The sequence below is a fragment of the Rhodococcus ruitaii genome, assembly GCF_055230935.1.
In genome coordinates, this window is sequence record NZ_JBUYWC010000004.1 from 187,365 (window position 1) to 204,837 (window position 17,473).

A 17,473-nucleotide genomic window follows, 5' to 3' on the forward strand; every position below is an offset into this window, starting at 1 on the left:
TCCTAGGCTGACGAACGTGGCCACCGACACCGCAGTACGCGGATTCGGAATGGTGCTCGCCTTGACTGCGCTCGTGGCAGGTGCGTGTTCGTCCGGCGGCTCCGGTTCTCCGGATCCTGTACGACTCGACATCGCGACCGCGCAGGGCGACCACCCCTGGACCGGACTTCTGCTGCCGGCCCAGGTTCCCATTGCGGTTCCGCCACCTCCCGGCGATGCCCTCGCCGAGTCCGGAGACCCGGTATCGCGGGACGGGACGGCCGCAGTCGCAGGCGACCGTGTCGCGCTCTACGGGGGAAGCCTCCACCGGGAACTGTGCGACCGGAACGAACTGGTCGCGACCTTGACCAGCGACGCGACGAAGGCGCAGGCATGGAAGGCCAAGGTCGGCGCTGACGACATCCTCGAGTACACGAGCGCCCTCACCCCCGTGCTGCTCCGCGCGGATACTCGCGTCACCCGCTACGACTACATCGACGGCACGGCCCAACCCGTTCAGGCGGTTCTCGAGACGGGGACCGTGGTGCTCGTCGACGACCACGGGGTGCCACGGGTGCGGTGCGCGCGCGGTAACCCACTGTCACCACCCATCCTTGCAAGTGACACCGACATCGAGGGCACCGAGTGGGCGGGATTCGATCCCGAAAGACTGTTCATCGTGCAGGCTTCCGCCGCGGCGGTGAACGAGTTGAAAGTCGTCGACATCACCACCGGCGACCTGCTCGCGGTGCCGATAGGTGCAGGCCCGCTCTCCCCGGTCGCCCCGCCACCGAGCCCCTCCGAGCCTTCCGAGACCGCGGAGACACCCGACGCCGCCCCGCAGAACCCGGCACCCGCGCCGGTGCCGCCCCCAGCGCAGTCCCGGGTCGAGGCGCCACCGCCACCCCCGGCGGCACCCCAGCCGGAACCGCCGCCACCCCCGGCGCCCGAACCGGTACCGCCACCTCCCCCGGCGCCCGAACCGGTACCGGAAATACCCCCGCCGCCTCCACCCGCGCCGGCGCCTGCTCCGGCACCACAGCCGCCGCAGATCCGGATCAATGTGCCGGGTGGGCCTCCGGTGGTGATTCCGTTACCGTTCTGAGTGCGTGCTCAGGACGCGGGCGGCGACCACGGCCGCAGGATGATCTCGGCCGGATGCGCGTCGGCGGGTGTCTCGACTGCATTCCGGACGGCACGCGCCACCGTCGACGCCTTCAGGAAGCGCGACGGGTCGTAGTCACTGCCCTCGGTGGCGACGATCGCACGCTGCATGTCGGTGTCGATGCGACCGGGATGCACCGACGTCACCCGCAGCGCCGGTTCTTCGAGGCGCAGCGCGTCGCCGAATGCGCGCAGCGCGAACTTGCTCGCGGCATAGGCACCCCATCCTGGGTTCGCTCGGATACCGGCCCCCGAATTGATCAGCACGACGTGTCCGTTCGTGGACCGCAAGGCCGGGAGCAGTAGCTGCGTCAGCGCGACGACGGACAGGAGATTCGCGTCCAGCATGTGTCGCCACTGTTCGACGTCACTGTCCGCGATGGTGCCGAGTTCGGCTGTGCCCGCGTTGTGGACGAGGACGTCGAGTCGCTCGATCCCGGCTGTCGCGGCGATCAGCGCATCGTGATCGAGCAGGTCGACGGGCCACGGAGTGGTGCCGGGGAGTTCCTCGGTGATCGCGGTGAGCGAATCGGGCCGGCGGGCGCCGAGGAGAAGATCGTGGGTGGGGGCAAGTTCGCGGGCGATCGCGGCGCCGAGGCCGCGACTCGCTCCGGTGATGAGGGCGCAAGGTCGCATCCGATCACACTAGGACGATCACAGTGCGACCGAAACGACCCGGCGGTCAGCGGACGGCGAGGATCTCGGCGAGTGTGTCGTCGGGAGGCGTCGACACCGCGGGGTCACGGGGAAAACGGAGTTCCAGGAATGCCTTCGGACGCGACAATACCCATTCGCGCAGATGACTGCGGACCTGCGAAACGGGTCGTGCCCGCCCGTCCGCGACGACACCGGTCGCGTCGATTCCCGCACGCAGGCACAACGCGACCGCCCGCGGCAGATGAAACCGCTGTGTCGCGATACTCGCCTCCCGCACTCCGAACGTGCGCACAGCGCGTTGCGCGGTGTCGAACGTGTCGAGACCGAATGGGTCTGCGACGATGCGGTCGCGGTCCACGCCGTGTTCGACGAGGTAGTCGATCATCGCGGTGATCTCGTTTCCGGAGCGTCCCGCGGCGTCCCCGGAGACGAGGACGGCCCGCGCGCGTCCGTCCCGAACGAGCGACACCGCGACGTCGAGCCGTCCGCGCAGGAATCCACCGGGTCGTCCGTCTCGTACCCGTGCGCCGGGCACGATCACCACGGGGGCATGCGGAGCGTCGGCGAGGCTGTACATCCGGCCCTCCGCAGACGACGCGACCTGCACGGACACCCACACGAGCGCCGGTACGGCTGCGGCGCATCCGGTGAGCAGCACCATCCGACGTCTCGACATGGGCTCCACATTACGGAGCGCAACCCGTGCGGGCGCGTCCACAATGGGGCCATGGACCCGGTGGCTGCACTTCGCGAGGTCGCGTTCTGGCTCGAGCGTCAGCACGCGTCGACCTACCGCGTACAGGCGTACCGGAACGCGGCCGACGTGATCGCGGGACTGTCCGACATCGCCCGGCAGCGACATCGCCGCGCGAACGACTGGACCGAACTCGCCGGCATCGGCCCGAAGACCGCGACGGTGATCCGGGAAGCGTTCGACGGTGTCCCCGACTACCTGCAGAGCGTGCGCGAGGACGCCGAACCGATCGGCCTGGGCGGGCGAGAGCTTCACGACGCGGTGAAAGGTGATCTACACACCCATTCGGATTGGTCGGACGGCGGCAGCTCCATCGATGAGATGCAACGGGCCGCCACGACGATGATCGGCCACGAGTACCTGGCCCTGACCGATCACTCCCCCCGCCTGACGGTGGCGAACGGGCTCAGCACCGAACGCTTGCACACGCAGTTGTCCGTCGTCGCCGAACTCAATGCGAGCGCGCAGGGCACCAGGATCCTCACGGGCATCGAGGTGGACATCCTCGACGACGGGTCGCTGGACCAGGACGACGGGCTGCTCGCCGAGCTCGACATCGTCGTGGCGAGCGTGCACTCGAAGCTGCGTGACGACCGGTCGACGATGACGAAGCGGATGTTGCGGGCTGTGGAGAATCCGAACGTGGACGTTCTCGGGCATTGCACCGGTCGGCTCGTCACGGGTGGCCGCGGACAGCGCCCCGAGTCGACGTTCGACGCGGAGGCCGTGTTCACGGCGTGCCGCGACTACGACACCGCGGTGGAGATCAATTCGCGTCCCGAGCGCCGCGATCCACCGTCGCGGTTGATCGATCTCGCGCTCGATATCGGGTGCCTGTTCGCGATCGACACCGACGCGCACGCCCCGGGTCAGCTCGATTGGCTCGGCTTCGGGTGCCAGCGCGCGACCGAGCGCGGCGTCGAACCCGACATGGTGGTCAATACGTGGCCGGTGGATGGTCTGCTGGCATGGGCGAGTCGGTAAGGGCAGGGCGGTAGGAGTGAGCGTGGAACATGTAGATGTACTGGTCGTCGGTGCCGGGCTGTCGGGCATCGGTGCCGGATTCCGGCTGCAGACTCAGTGTCCCGACCGCACCTATGCAATTCTCGAGGCACGCGACAGTATCGGCGGTACGTGGGATCTGTTCCGGTACCCTGGGATTCGGTCCGACAGTGACATGTATACGCTCGGATTCCCGTTTCGGCCGTGGCGCGGCGAGAAGTCGATCGCCGACGGCGCGAGCATCCTGCAGTATGTGCGTGACACCGCCGCGGAGTACGGCATCGACACCAAGATCCGGTTCGGGCACCGCGTCGTCTCGGCGGCGTGGTCGAGTGCCGACGCGCGGTGGACTGTCCGAGTGGATTCGGGCGGTAAGGAAACCGAACTGACCTGCACCTTCCTGTATCTCTGCAGTGGGTACTACAGCTACGAATCCGGTTACCTGCCCGACATTTCCGGCCTCGACGATTTCGCCGGAACCGTCGTGCATCCCCAGTTCTGGCCCGGCGACCTCGACTACGAGGGCAAGAGGATTGTGGTGATCGGCAGTGGCGCCACCGCGATGACGCTCGTACCCTCGCTTGCGGAGAAAGCCGAGCACGTGACGATGCTGCAGCGTTCACCGTCGTATGTGATGTCGTTGCCGTCTCGCGATCCGATCGCAAATCGCATTCGGAAGTATATGCCCGACAAGCTGTCCCACGGGCTGATCCGGGTGAAGAACACGGTGACCAATCTCGGCTTCTACCAGCTGTGTCAGCGTTTCCCGTGGGTGGCGAAACCGGCATTGCGCAGGCTCGCGAAGCGTCATCTGCGCGACGAGTCGACGGTGGATCCGCACTTCTCCCCGAGTTACCGGCCCTGGGATCAGCGCCTGTGCCTCGTGCCCGACGCCGACCTGTTCAAGGCCCTCAACGCGGGTACCGCAGACATCGTGACCGACCACATCGACACCGTCACCGAGAAAGGTGTGCAGTTGATGTCCGGCGACCATCTCGATGCCGAGATTCTCGTGACCGCGACCGGGCTGCGTCTCGTACCCGCGGGCGGAGTCGAATTCACGATCGACGGTGACGCTGTGGAACTCCCCGAGCACTACACCTATCGCGGGATGATGCTCAGCGGCGTACCCAATCTCGCGCTGTGTCTCGGCTACACGAACGCGTCGTGGACGCTGCGTGCCGATCTCGCGTCGCTGTACGTGTGCCGCCTGCTCAACCACATGCGGGAAGGCGGGTACCGCGTCGCCCGGCCGCAATCGCATCACGACACGTCACCGCAGCCGCTGCTGGGGTTGACGTCGGGGTACGTTGCCCGTTCGGAAAGCCTTCTTCCGAAACAGGGTTCACGAAGTCCGTGGTTGATGCGGCAGAACTATCTGCTCGATCTACCCATGATGCGATTCGGCCGGATCGACGAAGCGATGGACTTCTCCTGATTCACCGCTTCTCGACGGTGCCGTCGGGATATTTCGCGAAGCGCCCGGCATCGGCGGCGTGGACGGGGTCCGGGCTCCCCCACGGCCAGCCTCCGAAGCCGGTGCGGCGATAGTCGTCGAAGGCCTGTTGGATACCGGCCTCGTCATTGAGGACGAACGGCCCGTACGACGCGACGGGTTCGCCGATCGGACGCCCCTGCAGCATCAGGATCTGAGTGGTGTCGTCGCCACCACCGAGCACGACGGGCGACGAGGCATCGACGACGACGCCGTGCCCTGCGCTCACCGACCGGCCGCCGATCTGCACCGGAGAACCGTTGTACACGTAGAGAACACGTTGAGTTCCGGATCCTGCAGCTACAGGGAGCGTCCACCGTGCGCCGGCCGACAGGTCGATGTTCCAGATCGCGACGTCGGTGTCGGAGCGCGAGGCCCACGAATGCGGCGGCGGGGCGGGAGCGGTTGCGTCGTCCAGAATGCCGGCGAGCACCCGGATCGACACGGTCCGATCGGCGTCGTCGGTGAATGTCACCGTCGGCGTGTCCTCGTTCCACAGCATCGAGAAGTGTGGGTCGGCGGTCTTGGATTCAGCCGGCAGATTCAACCAGATCTGGAACAGCTCGAGCGGATTGTCGTCGTCCTGGTTCAGTAGCGGAAACATCTCGCTGTGCACGACGCCGTGTCCGGCGGTGAGCCACTGCGTGTCGCCGCCGCCGAATCGGGCGGATGCACCGACGGAGTCGGAGTGGTCGATGAAGCCCGATCGCACGAACGTCACCGTTTCGAACCCGCGGTGCGGATGACCGGGGAACCCCGGAACGGTGGTCCCGTGGTACATGTTCCACCCCGAAGGATTGCCGAAATCCTGCCCCAGTGGGCGATCCTCGAGCGACGCATCCGGCCCGAGATCGGCGTTGCCGGCGGGATACGCGTCTACGTGGTGCGCGACGAACAGGAACGGATCGATCGTCTGCCAGGGTGAACCCAGCTCGAAAACCTGCAGGACGGGCGAGTGTGTCGAGGTCATGCAGGATTCAACAACTAGATTCGCCCCGGTGTTCCCGGCGGAGGCGCACCGGCGGCCTGCCGGGTTGCCTCGGCGTCGACGAGCACCTTCGACCCCGCCGCGAACGTGCGCGCCCCGCCGGTGTGCTTGATCTGTGCCGGCACCGCACCCCCGAGCAGATCTCGGGCCAGAGCATCGGACTCTCCGAGCGGCCGGTCGCTGCCTGCGATGATGAGATTGCCGTAGCGCCTGCCCTTGAGCATGGCCGGATCCGCGATCATCGCGGTGTGCTCGAACACCGAGCCGATCGTCGCGACCTCGCGTCGAGCCGTGGTCAGGTCGCGGGTGTCGCCGCAGTTCACGGCGTAGAGACCACCGGGGGCCAGCACTCGACGTACCTGCCGGGTGAACTCGACGGTCGTCAACGCAACCGGTGTCTTGGCGATCGCGAACACGTCACGGATGATGACGTCCCGCGTCGCGTCGGTGAGCGAGGTGAGGACCGACCGGGCCTCACCCACCCGGATCCGCAGCAGTGGGGCGCGTGGCAGGTCGAACCACTCACGTACCAGCTCGGCGAGGCGACCGTCGATTTCGACGACGACCTGCCGGGCTTCGGGATAGGTGGCGGCGAGATACCGCGCCATGGTGCACGCGCCGCCGCCGAGGTGCAGAGCACGCAGTCGCGTGTCGCGTGGGAACTGACTGTGCACCAGCATCGTGATCCAGCGCATGTACTCGAACTCGAGCAACGTCGGATCGTTCGGATCGATGTGGGAACTCGGGACTCCGTTGACCTCGAGTATCCATCCCGAGTCGCGGTACGGGTCCGCGAGCAGCTCACACGTGCCCGTATCGGTGTCGTACAAACCCGCGACCGGTTTCCGGCCCGACACAGTCGGCTCGGCCCGGCCAGTCCTGCGTCTGCCCATTCGACGAGCCTAGTACCGAAGCCGCAGAATAGGACGATGGCGGACCGCGGATTCACCTCCACCCAGCTCGCAGCGCGCGCTGCGTATCTCCTTCGCGGCAACGATCTGGGCACGATGACCAGCGCCGCGCCCAAACTGTACCCGCACATGTGGAGCTGGGACGCCGCGTTCGTGTCGATCGGATTGGCTCCGCTGAGCGTGGAGCGGGCCGTCGTCGAACTCGACACTCTGCTGTCGGCGCAGTGGTCGAACGGGATGATTCCGCACATCGTGTTTGCGGGTGGCGTCGACGGCTACTTTCCCGGCCCGTCACGGTGGGAAGTGAATCGGCTCGCGGCCCACGCGCCGCAGCGGGTCCAGACATCGGGGATCACTCAGCCGCCGGTCCACGCCATCGCGGTGCAGCGCATCCTCGACCATGCGGGCCGCCACGGTCGCAGCACTCGCGCGGTTGCGAACGAATTTCTCGATCGTCGTTGGCCGGATCTCATGCGCTGGCATCGGTGGCTCGCGCGCGCCCGGGACCTCAGCGGAAACGGCCGGGTCGCTGTGTTCCACGGTTGGGAGTCGGGCATGGACAATTCGCCGCGATGGGACAGCGCCTACGCGAACGTCGTCGTCGATGCCCTGCCGCAGTTCCGTCGTGAAGACCTCGACCATGTGACCGATCCGGGTGAGCGCCCCAGCGACGTCGAGTACGCCCGCTACCTGTGGTTGCTCGAGGAAATGAAGACCGCACGGTACGACGATGACGCACTCGCGAACGGGATGAGTTTCGCGGTGGAGGATGTGTTCGTCAGCGCAATATTCGCGCTGTCCTGCGAAGTCCTCGCCGGCATCGGCGAGGAGCATTCGTGCCCCCATGCGGATGTGCGCGCACTCTACGAGTGGGCCGGGGTGTTCCGGCGTGGCGTCGCGGAGTCCACGGATCCGCGAACGGGCGCGGCGAAGGATTTCGATCTGCGCAGCGGAAAGTGGGTGGCCACCGACACCATCGCGATGTTCGCGCCGCTGTTGAGCGGCGGCCTGGACCGTACGGCAGAGCGTGCGCTGCTCCGTACGTTCGAGGGTCCGAAGTTCTGCGGGCATCCCGATGTGCGGTATGCGGTACCGCCGTCCACATCTCCGGTGTCCGTCGCCTTCCGATCCAGGGAATACTGGCGCGGTCCGGTGTGGCCGGTCATGACGTGGTTGTTCTCGTGGGCGTTCGCGCGTCGCGGCTGGGCCGAACGCGCGAACGCCCTGCGAGCAGAGGGGCTACGGCAGGCCAGTGACGGCTCGTTTGCCGAATACTATGAGCCGTTCACCGGGGAGCCGTTGGGGAGCATGCAGCAATCCTGGACGGCTGCAGCGGTTCTGGACTGGCTGGGATGAGTCGGCGGCATCAGACACCGATCTGGCCGCCGCCACTCTTCCACGCTGCCACCACGGACGGCCGCGGCTGCGAGTCGCCGCCGTCAGGCCAGTTCGAACCGGGGCTGTCCCACGAGGCGTCGTCCGTCTCGCCCGGATGCTGGACACACACGACGACACGGCTGTCCTCGACGATCGGTCCACAGGTCTCAGCACCGATCGGTACGGTGAGGAACTGCTTGGTTTCGCCGCGACGTGGTCCGTCGAGCACCACCGCGAACAGGCCGTCATTGGAGCCGAGAGCGTTGCCGTCGGTGGAGATCCACAGATTGCCGTGCGGGTCGAACGCGAGATTGTCGGGGCACGAGATCGGACTGACCTGCGACTTGTCGAATCCGCCGAAGTACGTGTCGGCGGTGGAGGGGTCGCCGCAGACGAGCAGCAGGTTCCAGGTGAACGAGGTGCCGGCATGGTCGTCGTCGATCTCGAGGACCTGGCCGTCCTTGTTGTTGTTCCGCGGGTTCGCTTCGTCGGCTCCCGGGTTGTCGTCGACCCCGCGCTTGCTGTTGTTGGTCAGCGCCACGTAGGCCTTGCCCGTGACGGGGTTGGCCTCGAAATCCTCGGGGCGGTCCATCTTGGTGGCGCCCACCTTGTCGCCTGCCTGGCGAGTGAACACCGCCACCTCGTCGGCGCTCATGCCGTCGACGAGCGACTCGCCGGTGCCGTCCTCGTTGGTGCGCAGCAAAGGAATCCAGGTTCCGGTGCCGGTGAAGGCACTGCCCTCCGGCAGAGCGCCGGAGCCGTCGACGACATCGGGGTTGTCGCCCTCGAGTACTGCGACGTAGAGCGTGCCGGCATCGAGCAGCGTCATGTTGTGTGCCGTTGCTGCGCGTGAGTTTCCGTCCTGCATCCGGCGGGACGAGACGAACTTGTACATGTAGTCGAAGCGCTCGTCGTCGCCGCTGTATGCGACGACCGTACCGTCGTCGGTGACATAGATCGTGGCGGCCTCGTGCTTGAAACGACCGAGCGCGGTGTGCTTGACGGGCGTCGAGGCGGCGTCGAACGGATCGACCTCGACGACCCAGCCGAACCGGTTGACCTCGTTGGGCTCCAGAGCAACATCGAATCGGGGATCGAAGCGCTCCCACTTGCGGTCGGATGCCGCACCTTCGATGCCGTACCGAGCGAGGCGCTCCGCGCCGGCGGGGTCGGTGACCGTCTCGGCGTTCGCGAAGTACTGGTTGAAGTTCTCCTCGCCGGACAGCACGGTGCCCCACGGAGTGACGCCACCGGCGCAGTTGTTGAGCGTACCGGCGACCCTCGTGCCGGTGGGATCGGCAGCGGTCTTCAGGAGGTCGCTGCCTGCTGCCGGCCCGGTGACCAGGAACTCGGTGGTTCCGGTGATTCGTCGGTTGTACTCACCGAATTCCGGTGTGAGACGTCCTGATCCGGCTTCTCCCTTGACCTGTACGACGGACAGGCCGTGGTTCGCGATTCCGATGCGAACCTGCTCTTCCGTGGGATTGTCCTCGTCGTACCCGGCGAACATGAACGGTTCGGTGGTGTACTCGTGATTGACGACGAGCAGGTACGTGTTCGCGACGCCGTCGACCGGCAGGAGTCCGGCGAAGTCGTTGTTGAACCCGAATTGCTTCTCTTGCGCCGCCGCAGTCTGATTCTCGATGTCGAACTCGGGAGCATCCGGGAGAACCTTGTCACCCCAACGGATCACGACGTCCTGCTCGTAACCTTCGGGTACGGTCACTGCATCGTCGGTGTTGGGAGCGACGGCCGTGAAGTCGGTACCGGCCGGGCTCGGACCGAGATCGACGGCGCCGTCTGCTGCGCCACCGCTGCTGCTAGCGGCCGAGGAATCGTCGGAACATGCGGCGAGCACGCCGCCTGCGCCTACGGCAAGGACGGCCATCGCGCCGCCGCGTAGCACCCCTCGGCGCGACATCGCGTGACGGACGATATCGCCGAAGTAGGCGCCGCCGGAGGTGTTGGGCACGTCGTGCGAGCAGGCGTCGCCGCACTTGTACTTGCAGGTGATGTTCGAGCGCGACGATTTGCCGTCGTGCGTGACGATCAGAGGTAGTTCTTTGCGGGCCACGGGGCTGTCTCCCTTATCTCCTAGGTACAACCGTGGGACCGTAGGACCCGGAAGCAAGTCGAAGGCAACGAGAAGGTGAACGCAGGGTAGGTGTTCCGAAGGTCACGGACCAACTGTTGGGCCGGTTGCCGGTCCAACTCCGATGTCGTCCTCGGTGTTCTCGCCGGGCACCAGGTCGATGAACGGTGCGATTCGCTTGGTGATCGCGTCGTTGTACGCCTCCGGCGCTTGAATCGGATTGGCGTGACCGGTGCGATCGAGCTTGGCGACCAGAAGGGTGCCGTCGACGCCGCCGGAGTGCTCGATGAGGGCCTGCTGTGTGTAGTCGGCGTCCACGACAGGGTCGTTCGATGCGTTCCGTGGTCGCACGAACACGATCGCAGGCCGCACCTTGTCGTCCTGCCGGGCGGAGAGCGCCCTCAGGTTGTCGGACGCACCGGATGCGACGATCGCCCGGAACTGCGATTCGATCAGACCGTTGCTCGCGGCGTCGGTCGACAGGATCTTGTCTTCGAGAACCTCGTCGACGACGTCGATGAATTCGGAACCGTCGATGCGCCGGTACCAACGATCGGACGGGAGGATGAACCTGTCCTGGCGTGCTGCGATCTCGACGAGCATCCTCATGATCCGGCTTTCGCGGGCGCCGGGGACCCAGCCGATCCAGCGCAGCAACTCCTCACCCGCATCGCGGCTGTCGGCGCGTACCGCGTGCAGGTCGATCGGTGTGCAGTCGAGGATCACCCCGAGCACCTCGAGCGGCGTGTCCTGATACAGATGATCGGCGACCTCGAGTGCGATGATGCCACCCATGCTGTGGCCGGTGAGGATCACCGAGTCGATACCCAGGGTCTCGGCGCGTGCGGCGACGAGACGGCTCACGACGGCGGTGTCGATACCGGAGTTGTCGTACTCGATTGCCCACACGTCCCCGAGCTCGCTCAGCGCGGGCAGGGCCGTCGCGGTATCGGTGGCGTCGAGATTACCGAGCCCGACGAGGTCGATGACGGCGGTGCCACGGTTGTCGGGGTCCTGCGCGTCGTAGATCTGATGAATCCGGGGCTGCGTCTCGGCGAGTTGTTCCCGCATGGGTGCGACGTCGAAATGCCAGTACTGCGTGTAGAGGGCGACGAACGGCACCGTGGCGATCGCGGTGCGCGCAAGGAACCGGCGCGTCCGACCGAACCGGCGCCAGCCGTGCCCGGTCCTCGTGTCGCGCAGGCGCCGCCGCCGGCGAGCGTTGTCCCAGTCGCCGGCGGTGCACGGTGGAAGCGTCGGTAGCGCGGGCATGCACCATCGATCGTACGAGACACATCGCGACCGCCGGTCGGCCCGCTCCGCGAAGCCAGGCGTCTGTGCTACGCCAGGCCCGCCAGCGACGGCGGCGAATTCTCATCGCGCCACGCGATCGCCTCGACCAGCGGCGCGAGGTCGTAGTCGGGGCCGCCGATACCGACGGTGAACAGACTGATGCCGGCCTCGACGTATGCCGCCGCGTGTTCGAGCCCCGGCCACGACGTCGACCGTTCGATCTCTGCCGGTGACCTGCCGACGTCGGCACAGCGCGCATCGAGGATCGCCGACTTCTCGGTGTGCGTGTCGAATTCGCCGAAGCTGTGCCAGATGTCGGCGTACTTCGCGACCAGCGGCAGCGTCTTCTTCGGGCCGCCGCCGCCGATGAGCAGCGGAATGTGCCGGGTGGGCCGCGGGTTGAGTGTGCCGAGTCTCGAAGTGATCCGTGGAAGGTACTCGGCGAGCAGATCGAGCCGTGATCCCTTGGTTCCGAACTCGTAGCCGTACTCGTCGTAATCCTTCTCGAACCAGCCCGAACCGATGCCGAGGATCAGACGGCCACCGCTGATGTGATCGACGGTGCGGGCCATGTCGGCGAGCAGGTCGGGATTGCGGTAGCCGCCGCCGGTGACGAGAGCGCCGATCTCGACGCGTTCGGTCTGCTCGGCCCACGCGCCGAGCATCGTCCAGCATTCGAAATGGGCGCCGTCGGGATCGCCGTACAACGGATAGAAGTGGTCCCAGTTGAAGACGATGTCGGCGCCGGCGTCCTCGGCGCGCAGCACCGTGTCGCGGATGACCCGGTAGTCGGGCTGCTGCTGGGGCTGGAGTTGGAGTCCGATGCGAATGGGGCGTGTCATGTTTTCAAGGTAGGCGGATCCGGTTCTCGGTGCAGTGTTGTCGGCCTGATTCCGGTACTGCGGTTGGTCGAGAGCACGGCGATGAGCAGCACCGTGTACACGATCGGATAGGCGGCCTGCAGCAGTGCCTGCACGACGGGCGATGCGGGGGTCATGAAGATGCCGATCGCCACCACGCCGTCGGGATACGACCGGTACCACGCGAGCAGCGGAAGCGCTGCGGCGATCGGCAGGAGGTATCCCCACCACCGGCCCCAGCGCAGGGCTTGATCCAGGCACAGGACGAGCAGGGGGATCACCCACACCCAGTGGTGTCCCCACGAGAACGGCGCCACCATCGGGGCGGTGAGTCCCGCGACGGTCAGACTCAGCAGGCGCTTGCCGTTGCGATGCGCGAGGTACGCCGCCCATAGACCGAGAAGTCCGACGGTGCCTGCGCACAGCAGCCACAGCCACATCGGGGGTTCCTCGGTGTGCAGGGTGCGGGCGAGGATCCCGCGGATCGACTGGTTGGCGGGCGACGAGATCAGCCCGATCCGTTCCGACCGGATGATGGTGCTGGTCCAGAATCGCCAGGAGTCCGAGAAGATCACGACGAAACCGAGAAGGACGGTGGCGACAAAAGTTGCCGTGGCCACAGCGGTTGCGCGCCATTGCCGAAGCGCCGCGAGATAGGCGATGAAGAACAGTGGGGTGAGCTTGAGACCCGCGGCGATCCCGACCCCGATCCCCCGCAGTCGGGAGTGACGGGGTCTCCCGAGATCCCACAGCACCAGGACCAGCAGCACGAGGTTGATCTGCCCGAGCCAGATCGTCATGCGCACTGGTTCGATCCAGGTGAACAGCACCGCGAGGAAGATGCCGATCAGCCGGGTCCGCCCGGAATCCCGGTAGCCGAGTTGCCGCCAGCACAGCCACACCGCGAGGTACACGAGCACGAGATTGGCCAGATTGAGCGCGAGCTCCGTGCCGCTGATCGACAGAACGGACAGCGGCACGAATGTCAGTGCGGCGAACGGTGGATACGTGAACGGCAGTGCGCCGTGCAGGACGAAGTCGTACAGCGATTCGGCGGTCCGGACAGTTGTGCCACCGTAACGGTAGACCTCGGCGTCGACGGTGTTGCCGAACAGTCCGTAGAAGGTGTCGAAGCCGAGCAGCCGATCGTGCGCGACGAACGCGACGGCTGCGGCCAAGCCCAGCACGGCGAGCAACCACCGGGGGTGGTTGCGTGCGCGTGCGGTGCCGTCCCTCTGTCTCATCGCTTCGAAATCTATGCCCGACTTCGGTGAACCACTCGGAAGGTGCGGGTGGGCGTGTCGACAGAGCCGGTTTCCGGGCGCATGGTGGATGGTATGCGTGTCACAGAACCCGCTGTACCGCCCGTAGGTCTGCGGCGTCGGCTCTTCCGCTCGCCGATCCGGTTGTACCGCTGGCACCTCGGTTTCCTGCTGGGCCGCCGTTTCCTGCTTCTCGAACACCGGGGTCGCAAGACCGGGAAACCTCGGTATGTCGTACTGGAGGTCGTCAACTACGACAACACGCACGACGGTTTCGTCGTTGCGGCCGGGTTCGGTGCCACGTCCGACTGGTATCGCAATCTGCGGGCCGATCCGCGTGTGCGCGTGGAGTCGGGTCGTGAGCGGGTCGCGGTCACCGCGGAATTTCTCGAGCCCGAAGAAGGTGCGCTGTTCTTCATGCACTACGCGGGCAAGCACCGCCGCATCGCGACGAGGTTGTCCGCGGCGATGGGATTCGAGGTCGACGGAAGTGATTCCGATTTCCGGGAGGCGGGGAGCCGTATCCGGTTCGTCCGATTGCGGCGCATGTGATCCCCGGGCGGGTCACCGGGTGTCGAGCGCTGCGTACTGCAGGGTGAGCCCCGACAGGAAGGTCTCGAGCACCAACTCGAAGCTGTCCTGGTCGATCTCGGCGGCGTACTCGCGGAGCCGATGTGCTTGCGACAGGTGTGGATAGCGCTCGTTGTAGGTGTCGATGTCGTCGATGAATCCGCCGGCGAACGAGGTGATCGCCGAGCCGACGACGATGTATTTGATCGAGGCGCCGATCATCGTCGCGGTGCGCGGTGGCCAGCCCGCGCGGGTGAGTCCGCCGTGAACCGCGTCGGCGCGGACGAGGGCGACGGGGCGGTCGCTCGGGCCGGAGGCGAGGAACGGAACCATGTTGGGGTGTTCGGCCAGGGCATTGCGGTAGGAGTGCGCCCAGGTGCGGAGGGCGCTTCGCCAATCGTCGGCGCAGAAGCCGCTGACGTCGACGTTCTCGGCGATGGTGGCGGCGATGTCGTCGAGCAGTTCGTCCTTGTTGGCGTAGTGGCTGTACAGGGAGGGTGCGCGTACGTCGAGTTCGCTGGCGATCTTGCGCATCGACAGGGCGCCCAGTCCGTGTTCGTCGATGAGGCGCAGCGTGGTGTCGCGGATGAGTTCCCGGCTCAGGATCGGGGTGCGTGGCCGCGCCATGCGCGTCTCCTTCCGACAGTCGTACTGGACAACCTTACAGTGTCAGGTTACCGTTTCGGTGTACCCGATAGCCAGCTACTCGCTGGTCTCCCTACCGGCACAACCGTGACAGAGGGCCACTATGAATCTGAAGCTCACCGACGACGAGCGCGCGTTCCGCGACGAACTGCGCACCTTCTACACCGCGGAGTTTCCCGCCGCCCTGCGTGAGAAGGTCGCGGCCGGTACGTCCCTGACCAAGGACGAGATGGTCGAGAGTCAGCGGATCCTCAACGCACACGGTCTGGCCGTCCCGAACTGGCCCGTCGAGTGGGGCGGTAAAGATTGGACTCCGGTGCAGCGCAACATCTGGCTCACCGAGATGCAGCTCGCGTCGGTGCCCGAACCACTCGCGTTCAACGCGTCCATGATCGGTCCGGTGCTCGCGCAATTCGCGTCGCAGGAGATGAAAGAACGCTTCCTTCCGGCCACGGCGAACCTCGACATCTGGTGGTGCCAGGGATTCTCTGAGCCCGAAGCCGGCTCCGATCTCGCGTCGCTCAAGACCCGCGCGGTGCACGACGGCGCCGACTACATCGTCAACGGTCAGAAGACCTGGACGACGCTGGGGCAGCACGCCGACTGGATCTTCTGCTTGGTCCGCACCAACCCCGATGTCAAGAAGCAGGCCGGCATCTCGATGCTCCTGATCGATATGAACACCCCCGGCATCACCGTGCGCCCGATCAAGCTGATCGACGGCAGCTACGAGGTCAACGAGGTCTTCTTCGAAGATGTGCGGGTGCCCGCCGAGAACCTCGTCGGTGAGGAGAATGCCGGCTGGACGTACGCGAAGTTCCTGCTGGGCAACGAACGCATCGGCATCACCCGCGTCGGCGCGACCAAGGTCAAGCTGGCTCGCGCCAAGAGCTTCGCCGCCGAGACCCGGCTCGGCGAGGGGACGCTCCTCGAGGATCCGCTGTTCGCCGCCCGCCTCGCCGAACTCGAGAACGAGCTGATCGCTCTCGAGCTGACCCAGCTGCGCGTCGTCGCCGGCTCCTCCGATGGCAAGCCGAACCCGGCATCGTCGCTGCTCAAGATACGTGGATCCGAGCTGCAGCAGGCCGCCAGCGAGCTTCTCGTCGACATTGCCGGCCCGGACTCGCTCCCCACCAGTTCCGACGACATCGATTCGCCGGAGTGGGCGCAGCTCACCACACCGACCTACCTCAACAACCGCAAGGTGACCATCTACGGCGGGTCGAGCGAAGTGCAGCGTTCGATCATCGCTTCCTCGATTCTCGGACTGTGAGGCCCAGGACATGAACTTCGATCTCGATACCGAACAGGACCTGCTCCGCAAGACCGTCCGCGACCTGCTCGCCGATGCGTACGACGTGGAGACCCGCAACCGTGTCGCCGAGGGCGAGCTCGGCTGGAGCCGCGAGGTGTGGCAGCAGCTTGCCGACCTCGGCGTGCTCGGCCTGCCGTTGCCCGAGAAGCACGGCGGAATGGGCGCCGGACCCGTCGAGGTCATGGCTGTGGCGACCGAGCTCGGCGCGGCCCTTGCCCCCGAACCGGTTCTCGACGCCGTGTACCTGCCGGGCGGACTCGTCGCGGAAGTCGGCAGCGACGACCAGCGCGACGACTTCCTGCCGCGCCTGTCCGAAGGTGCGCTGCTGATGGCGTTCGCGCACGACGAGCCGGGAACCCGCTGGCCGTCCACGACCGTCGCCACCACCGCTGTGTCCCGCGGCGACGTGTGGACCCTCACGGGACGCAAGAACCCTGTGCTCCACGGTGATTGCGCCGAGACGCTGATCGTGTCGGCGCAGCTGCTCGACGGCGGTGTGGGCCTGTTCGTCGTTGCTGGCGACGCCGACGGGCTCACCCGCACGGCGTACCACACCAACGACGAGCGTCGCGGCGCGCAGATCGTGCTCGACGGCGTCACCGCTACCCCGTTGGGTGAGGCCACCGATGCGTCGGCCGCGATCGTCGCAGCGCAGGTCCGGGCGCAGGCGGTGCTGTGCGCGGAGGCGACCGGCGCGCTCGATCGGGCGGTGCGCTCGACCGCGGATTACCTGAAGCAGCGCAAACAGTTCGGTGTGCCGCTCGCGACGTTCCAGACCCTGACGCACCGGGCCGCCGACATGTACGTGCAGTACGAACTGGCATCCAGCATGAGTCTGTACGCGACCATGGCGCTGGCCGACGGCATCGTCGACCCGGTGATCGCCTCACGTGCGAAGCTGCAGGTCGGGCGCTCCGCGCGCAAGATCGGGCAGGATGCGGTGCAGATGCACGGCGGTATCGGCGTCACTGCCGAACACTCGATCGGGCACTATCTGAGCCGGCTCACCGCAATCGAGCACACCCTCGGCACCATGGACGATCACCTGCGCGTGCTCGCTGCGTGCGTCGATGACTATGGCCGCGTCGAGATCGCCGGTATGTGAGGCG

16 protein-coding genes are annotated in these 17,473 nt (G+C 66.4%); 7 read left to right on the plus strand and 9 right to left on the minus strand.

What is annotated here, in order from left to right:
• Positions 1-16 precede the first annotated feature (16 nt).
• Positions 17-1,084, plus strand: a complete 1,068-nt coding sequence (locus ACZI8W_RS06665; RefSeq protein WP_463367702.1) for a DUF6777 domain-containing protein — start codon at positions 17-19, stop codon at positions 1,082-1,084.
• Positions 1,085-1,092: 8 nt separating this feature from the next.
• On the opposite strand, the gene ACZI8W_RS06670 is transcribed toward ACZI8W_RS06665, so the two are convergent.
• Together ACZI8W_RS06670 and ACZI8W_RS06675 are read right to left on the minus strand one after the other, a co-directional pair.
• Positions 1,093-1,779, minus strand: coding sequence for an SDR family oxidoreductase (locus ACZI8W_RS06670; protein WP_463367703.1), 687 nt, complete (start codon positions 1,777-1,779; stop codon positions 1,093-1,095).
• Between the two features lie 46 nt (positions 1,780-1,825).
• Positions 1,826-2,476, minus strand: coding sequence for a SanA/YdcF family protein (locus ACZI8W_RS06675; protein WP_463367704.1), 651 nt, complete (start codon positions 2,474-2,476; stop codon positions 1,826-1,828).
• Between the two features lie 51 nt (positions 2,477-2,527).
• Between ACZI8W_RS06675 and ACZI8W_RS06680 the strand changes: the two genes are divergently transcribed.
• Positions 2,528-3,538 (plus strand): PHP domain-containing protein, encoded by a 1,011-nt coding sequence (locus ACZI8W_RS06680; protein WP_463367705.1) that lies wholly within the window; start codon positions 2,528-2,530, stop codon positions 3,536-3,538.
• 16 nt (positions 3,539-3,554) lie between these two features.
• A complete protein-coding gene (locus ACZI8W_RS06685) occupies positions 3,555-4,994 on the plus strand; it encodes a flavin-containing monooxygenase (protein ID WP_463367706.1) in 1,440 nt (479 codons plus the stop codon).
• Position 4,995: 1 nt separating this feature from the next.
• On the opposite strand, the gene ACZI8W_RS06690 is transcribed toward ACZI8W_RS06685, so the two are convergent.
• Both ACZI8W_RS06690 and ACZI8W_RS06695 read right to left on the minus strand, forming a co-directional pair.
• Entirely contained in the window at positions 4,996-6,021 is a 1,026-nt protein-coding gene (locus ACZI8W_RS06690) for a pirin family protein (protein WP_463367707.1), read from the minus strand.
• 14 nt (positions 6,022-6,035) lie between these two features.
• Positions 6,036-6,932, minus strand: a complete 897-nt coding sequence (locus ACZI8W_RS06695) for a spermidine synthase (RefSeq protein WP_463367708.1) — start codon at positions 6,930-6,932, stop codon at positions 6,036-6,038.
• A gap of 36 nt (positions 6,933-6,968) precedes the next feature.
• Here ACZI8W_RS06695 and ggh point away from each other — a divergent pair, with 36 nt between their 5' ends.
• Positions 6,969-8,306: a glucosylglycerate hydrolase gene (ggh, locus tag ACZI8W_RS06700; RefSeq protein WP_463367709.1), complete on the plus strand. Its 1,338-nt coding sequence runs from the start codon at positions 6,969-6,971 to the stop codon at positions 8,304-8,306.
• A gap of 10 nt (positions 8,307-8,316) precedes the next feature.
• Here the strand turns inward: ggh and ACZI8W_RS06705 are convergent, their stop codons facing one another.
• The 4 genes from ACZI8W_RS06705 to ACZI8W_RS06720 all read right to left on the minus strand — a co-directional run bounded on the left by ACZI8W_RS06705 (position 8,317) and on the right by ACZI8W_RS06720 (position 13,816).
• Entirely contained in the window at positions 8,317-10,401 is a 2,085-nt protein-coding gene (locus tag ACZI8W_RS06705; RefSeq protein WP_463367710.1) for a PhoX family protein, read from the minus strand.
• 102 nt (positions 10,402-10,503) lie between these two features.
• Positions 10,504-11,691 (minus strand): alpha/beta fold hydrolase, encoded by a 1,188-nt coding sequence (locus tag ACZI8W_RS06710; RefSeq protein ID WP_463367711.1) that lies wholly within the window; start codon positions 11,689-11,691, stop codon positions 10,504-10,506.
• A 68-nt stretch (positions 11,692-11,759) separates the two neighbouring features.
• Complete coding sequence (locus ACZI8W_RS06715; protein ID WP_463367712.1) at positions 11,760-12,554, minus strand: LLM class F420-dependent oxidoreductase; 795 nt, start codon at positions 12,552-12,554, stop codon at positions 11,760-11,762.
• Positions 12,551-13,816: a glycosyltransferase 87 family protein gene (locus ACZI8W_RS06720; RefSeq protein ID WP_463367713.1), complete on the minus strand. Its 1,266-nt coding sequence runs from the start codon at positions 13,814-13,816 to the stop codon at positions 12,551-12,553. Before ACZI8W_RS06720 ends, ACZI8W_RS06715 begins: the two co-directional genes overlap by 4 nt.
• Before the next feature lie 93 nt (positions 13,817-13,909).
• Here ACZI8W_RS06720 and ACZI8W_RS06725 point away from each other — a divergent pair, with 93 nt between their 5' ends.
• The gene (locus ACZI8W_RS06725; RefSeq protein ID WP_463367714.1) at positions 13,910-14,386 is read left to right on the plus strand and encodes a nitroreductase family deazaflavin-dependent oxidoreductase; all 477 of its coding nucleotides are present in this window, start codon (positions 13,910-13,912) and stop codon (positions 14,384-14,386) included.
• 12 nt (positions 14,387-14,398) lie between these two features.
• On the opposite strand, the gene ACZI8W_RS06730 is transcribed toward ACZI8W_RS06725, so the two are convergent.
• Positions 14,399-15,031, minus strand: coding sequence for a TetR/AcrR family transcriptional regulator (locus ACZI8W_RS06730; RefSeq protein WP_463367715.1), 633 nt, complete (start codon positions 15,029-15,031; stop codon positions 14,399-14,401).
• A 121-nt stretch (positions 15,032-15,152) separates the two neighbouring features.
• Here ACZI8W_RS06730 and ACZI8W_RS06735 point away from each other — a divergent pair, with 121 nt between their 5' ends.
• Both ACZI8W_RS06735 and ACZI8W_RS06740 read left to right on the plus strand, forming a co-directional pair.
• Positions 15,153-16,322 carry an acyl-CoA dehydrogenase family protein gene (locus ACZI8W_RS06735; protein WP_463367716.1) on the plus strand — a complete coding sequence of 390 codons (1,170 nt, stop codon included), beginning with the start codon at positions 15,153-15,155 and terminating at the stop codon, positions 16,320-16,322.
• 10 nt (positions 16,323-16,332) lie between these two features.
• Positions 16,333-17,469, plus strand: a complete 1,137-nt coding sequence (locus tag ACZI8W_RS06740; RefSeq protein ID WP_463367717.1) for an acyl-CoA dehydrogenase family protein — start codon at positions 16,333-16,335, stop codon at positions 17,467-17,469.
• Positions 17,470-17,473 lie beyond the last annotated feature (4 nt).

Coding starts and splice junctions, on each gene's coding strand:
- ACZI8W_RS06670 (WP_463367703.1), bottom strand. CDS start 1,779: ATGCGACCTTGCGCCCTCATCACCGGAGCGAGTCGCGGCCTCGGCGCC.
- ACZI8W_RS06675 (WP_463367704.1), bottom strand. CDS start 2,476: ATGTCGAGACGTCGGATGGTGCTGCTCACCGGATGCGCCGCAGCCGTA.
- ACZI8W_RS06680 (WP_463367705.1), top strand. CDS start 2,528: ATGGACCCGGTGGCTGCACTTCGCGAGGTCGCGTTCTGGCTCGAGCGT.
- ACZI8W_RS06690 (WP_463367707.1), bottom strand. CDS start 6,021: ATGACCTCGACACACTCGCCCGTCCTGCAGGTTTTCGAGCTGGGTTCA.
- ACZI8W_RS06695 (WP_463367708.1), bottom strand. CDS start 6,932: ATGGGCAGACGCAGGACTGGCCGGGCCGAGCCGACTGTGTCGGGCCGG.
- ggh (WP_463367709.1), top strand. CDS start 6,969: ATGGCGGACCGCGGATTCACCTCCACCCAGCTCGCAGCGCGCGCTGCG.
- ACZI8W_RS06710 (WP_463367711.1), bottom strand. CDS start 11,691: ATGCCCGCGCTACCGACGCTTCCACCGTGCACCGCCGGCGACTGGGAC.
- ACZI8W_RS06715 (WP_463367712.1), bottom strand. CDS start 12,554: ATGACACGCCCCATTCGCATCGGACTCCAACTCCAGCCCCAGCAGCAG.
- ACZI8W_RS06720 (WP_463367713.1), bottom strand. CDS start 13,816: ATGAGACAGAGGGACGGCACCGCACGCGCACGCAACCACCCCCGGTGG.
- ACZI8W_RS06725 (WP_463367714.1), top strand. CDS start 13,910: ATGCGTGTCACAGAACCCGCTGTACCGCCCGTAGGTCTGCGGCGTCGG.
- ACZI8W_RS06730 (WP_463367715.1), bottom strand. CDS start 15,031: ATGGCGCGGCCACGCACCCCGATCCTGAGCCGGGAACTCATCCGCGAC.
- ACZI8W_RS06735 (WP_463367716.1), top strand. CDS start 15,153: ATGAATCTGAAGCTCACCGACGACGAGCGCGCGTTCCGCGACGAACTG.
- ACZI8W_RS06740 (WP_463367717.1), top strand. CDS start 16,333: ATGAACTTCGATCTCGATACCGAACAGGACCTGCTCCGCAAGACCGTC.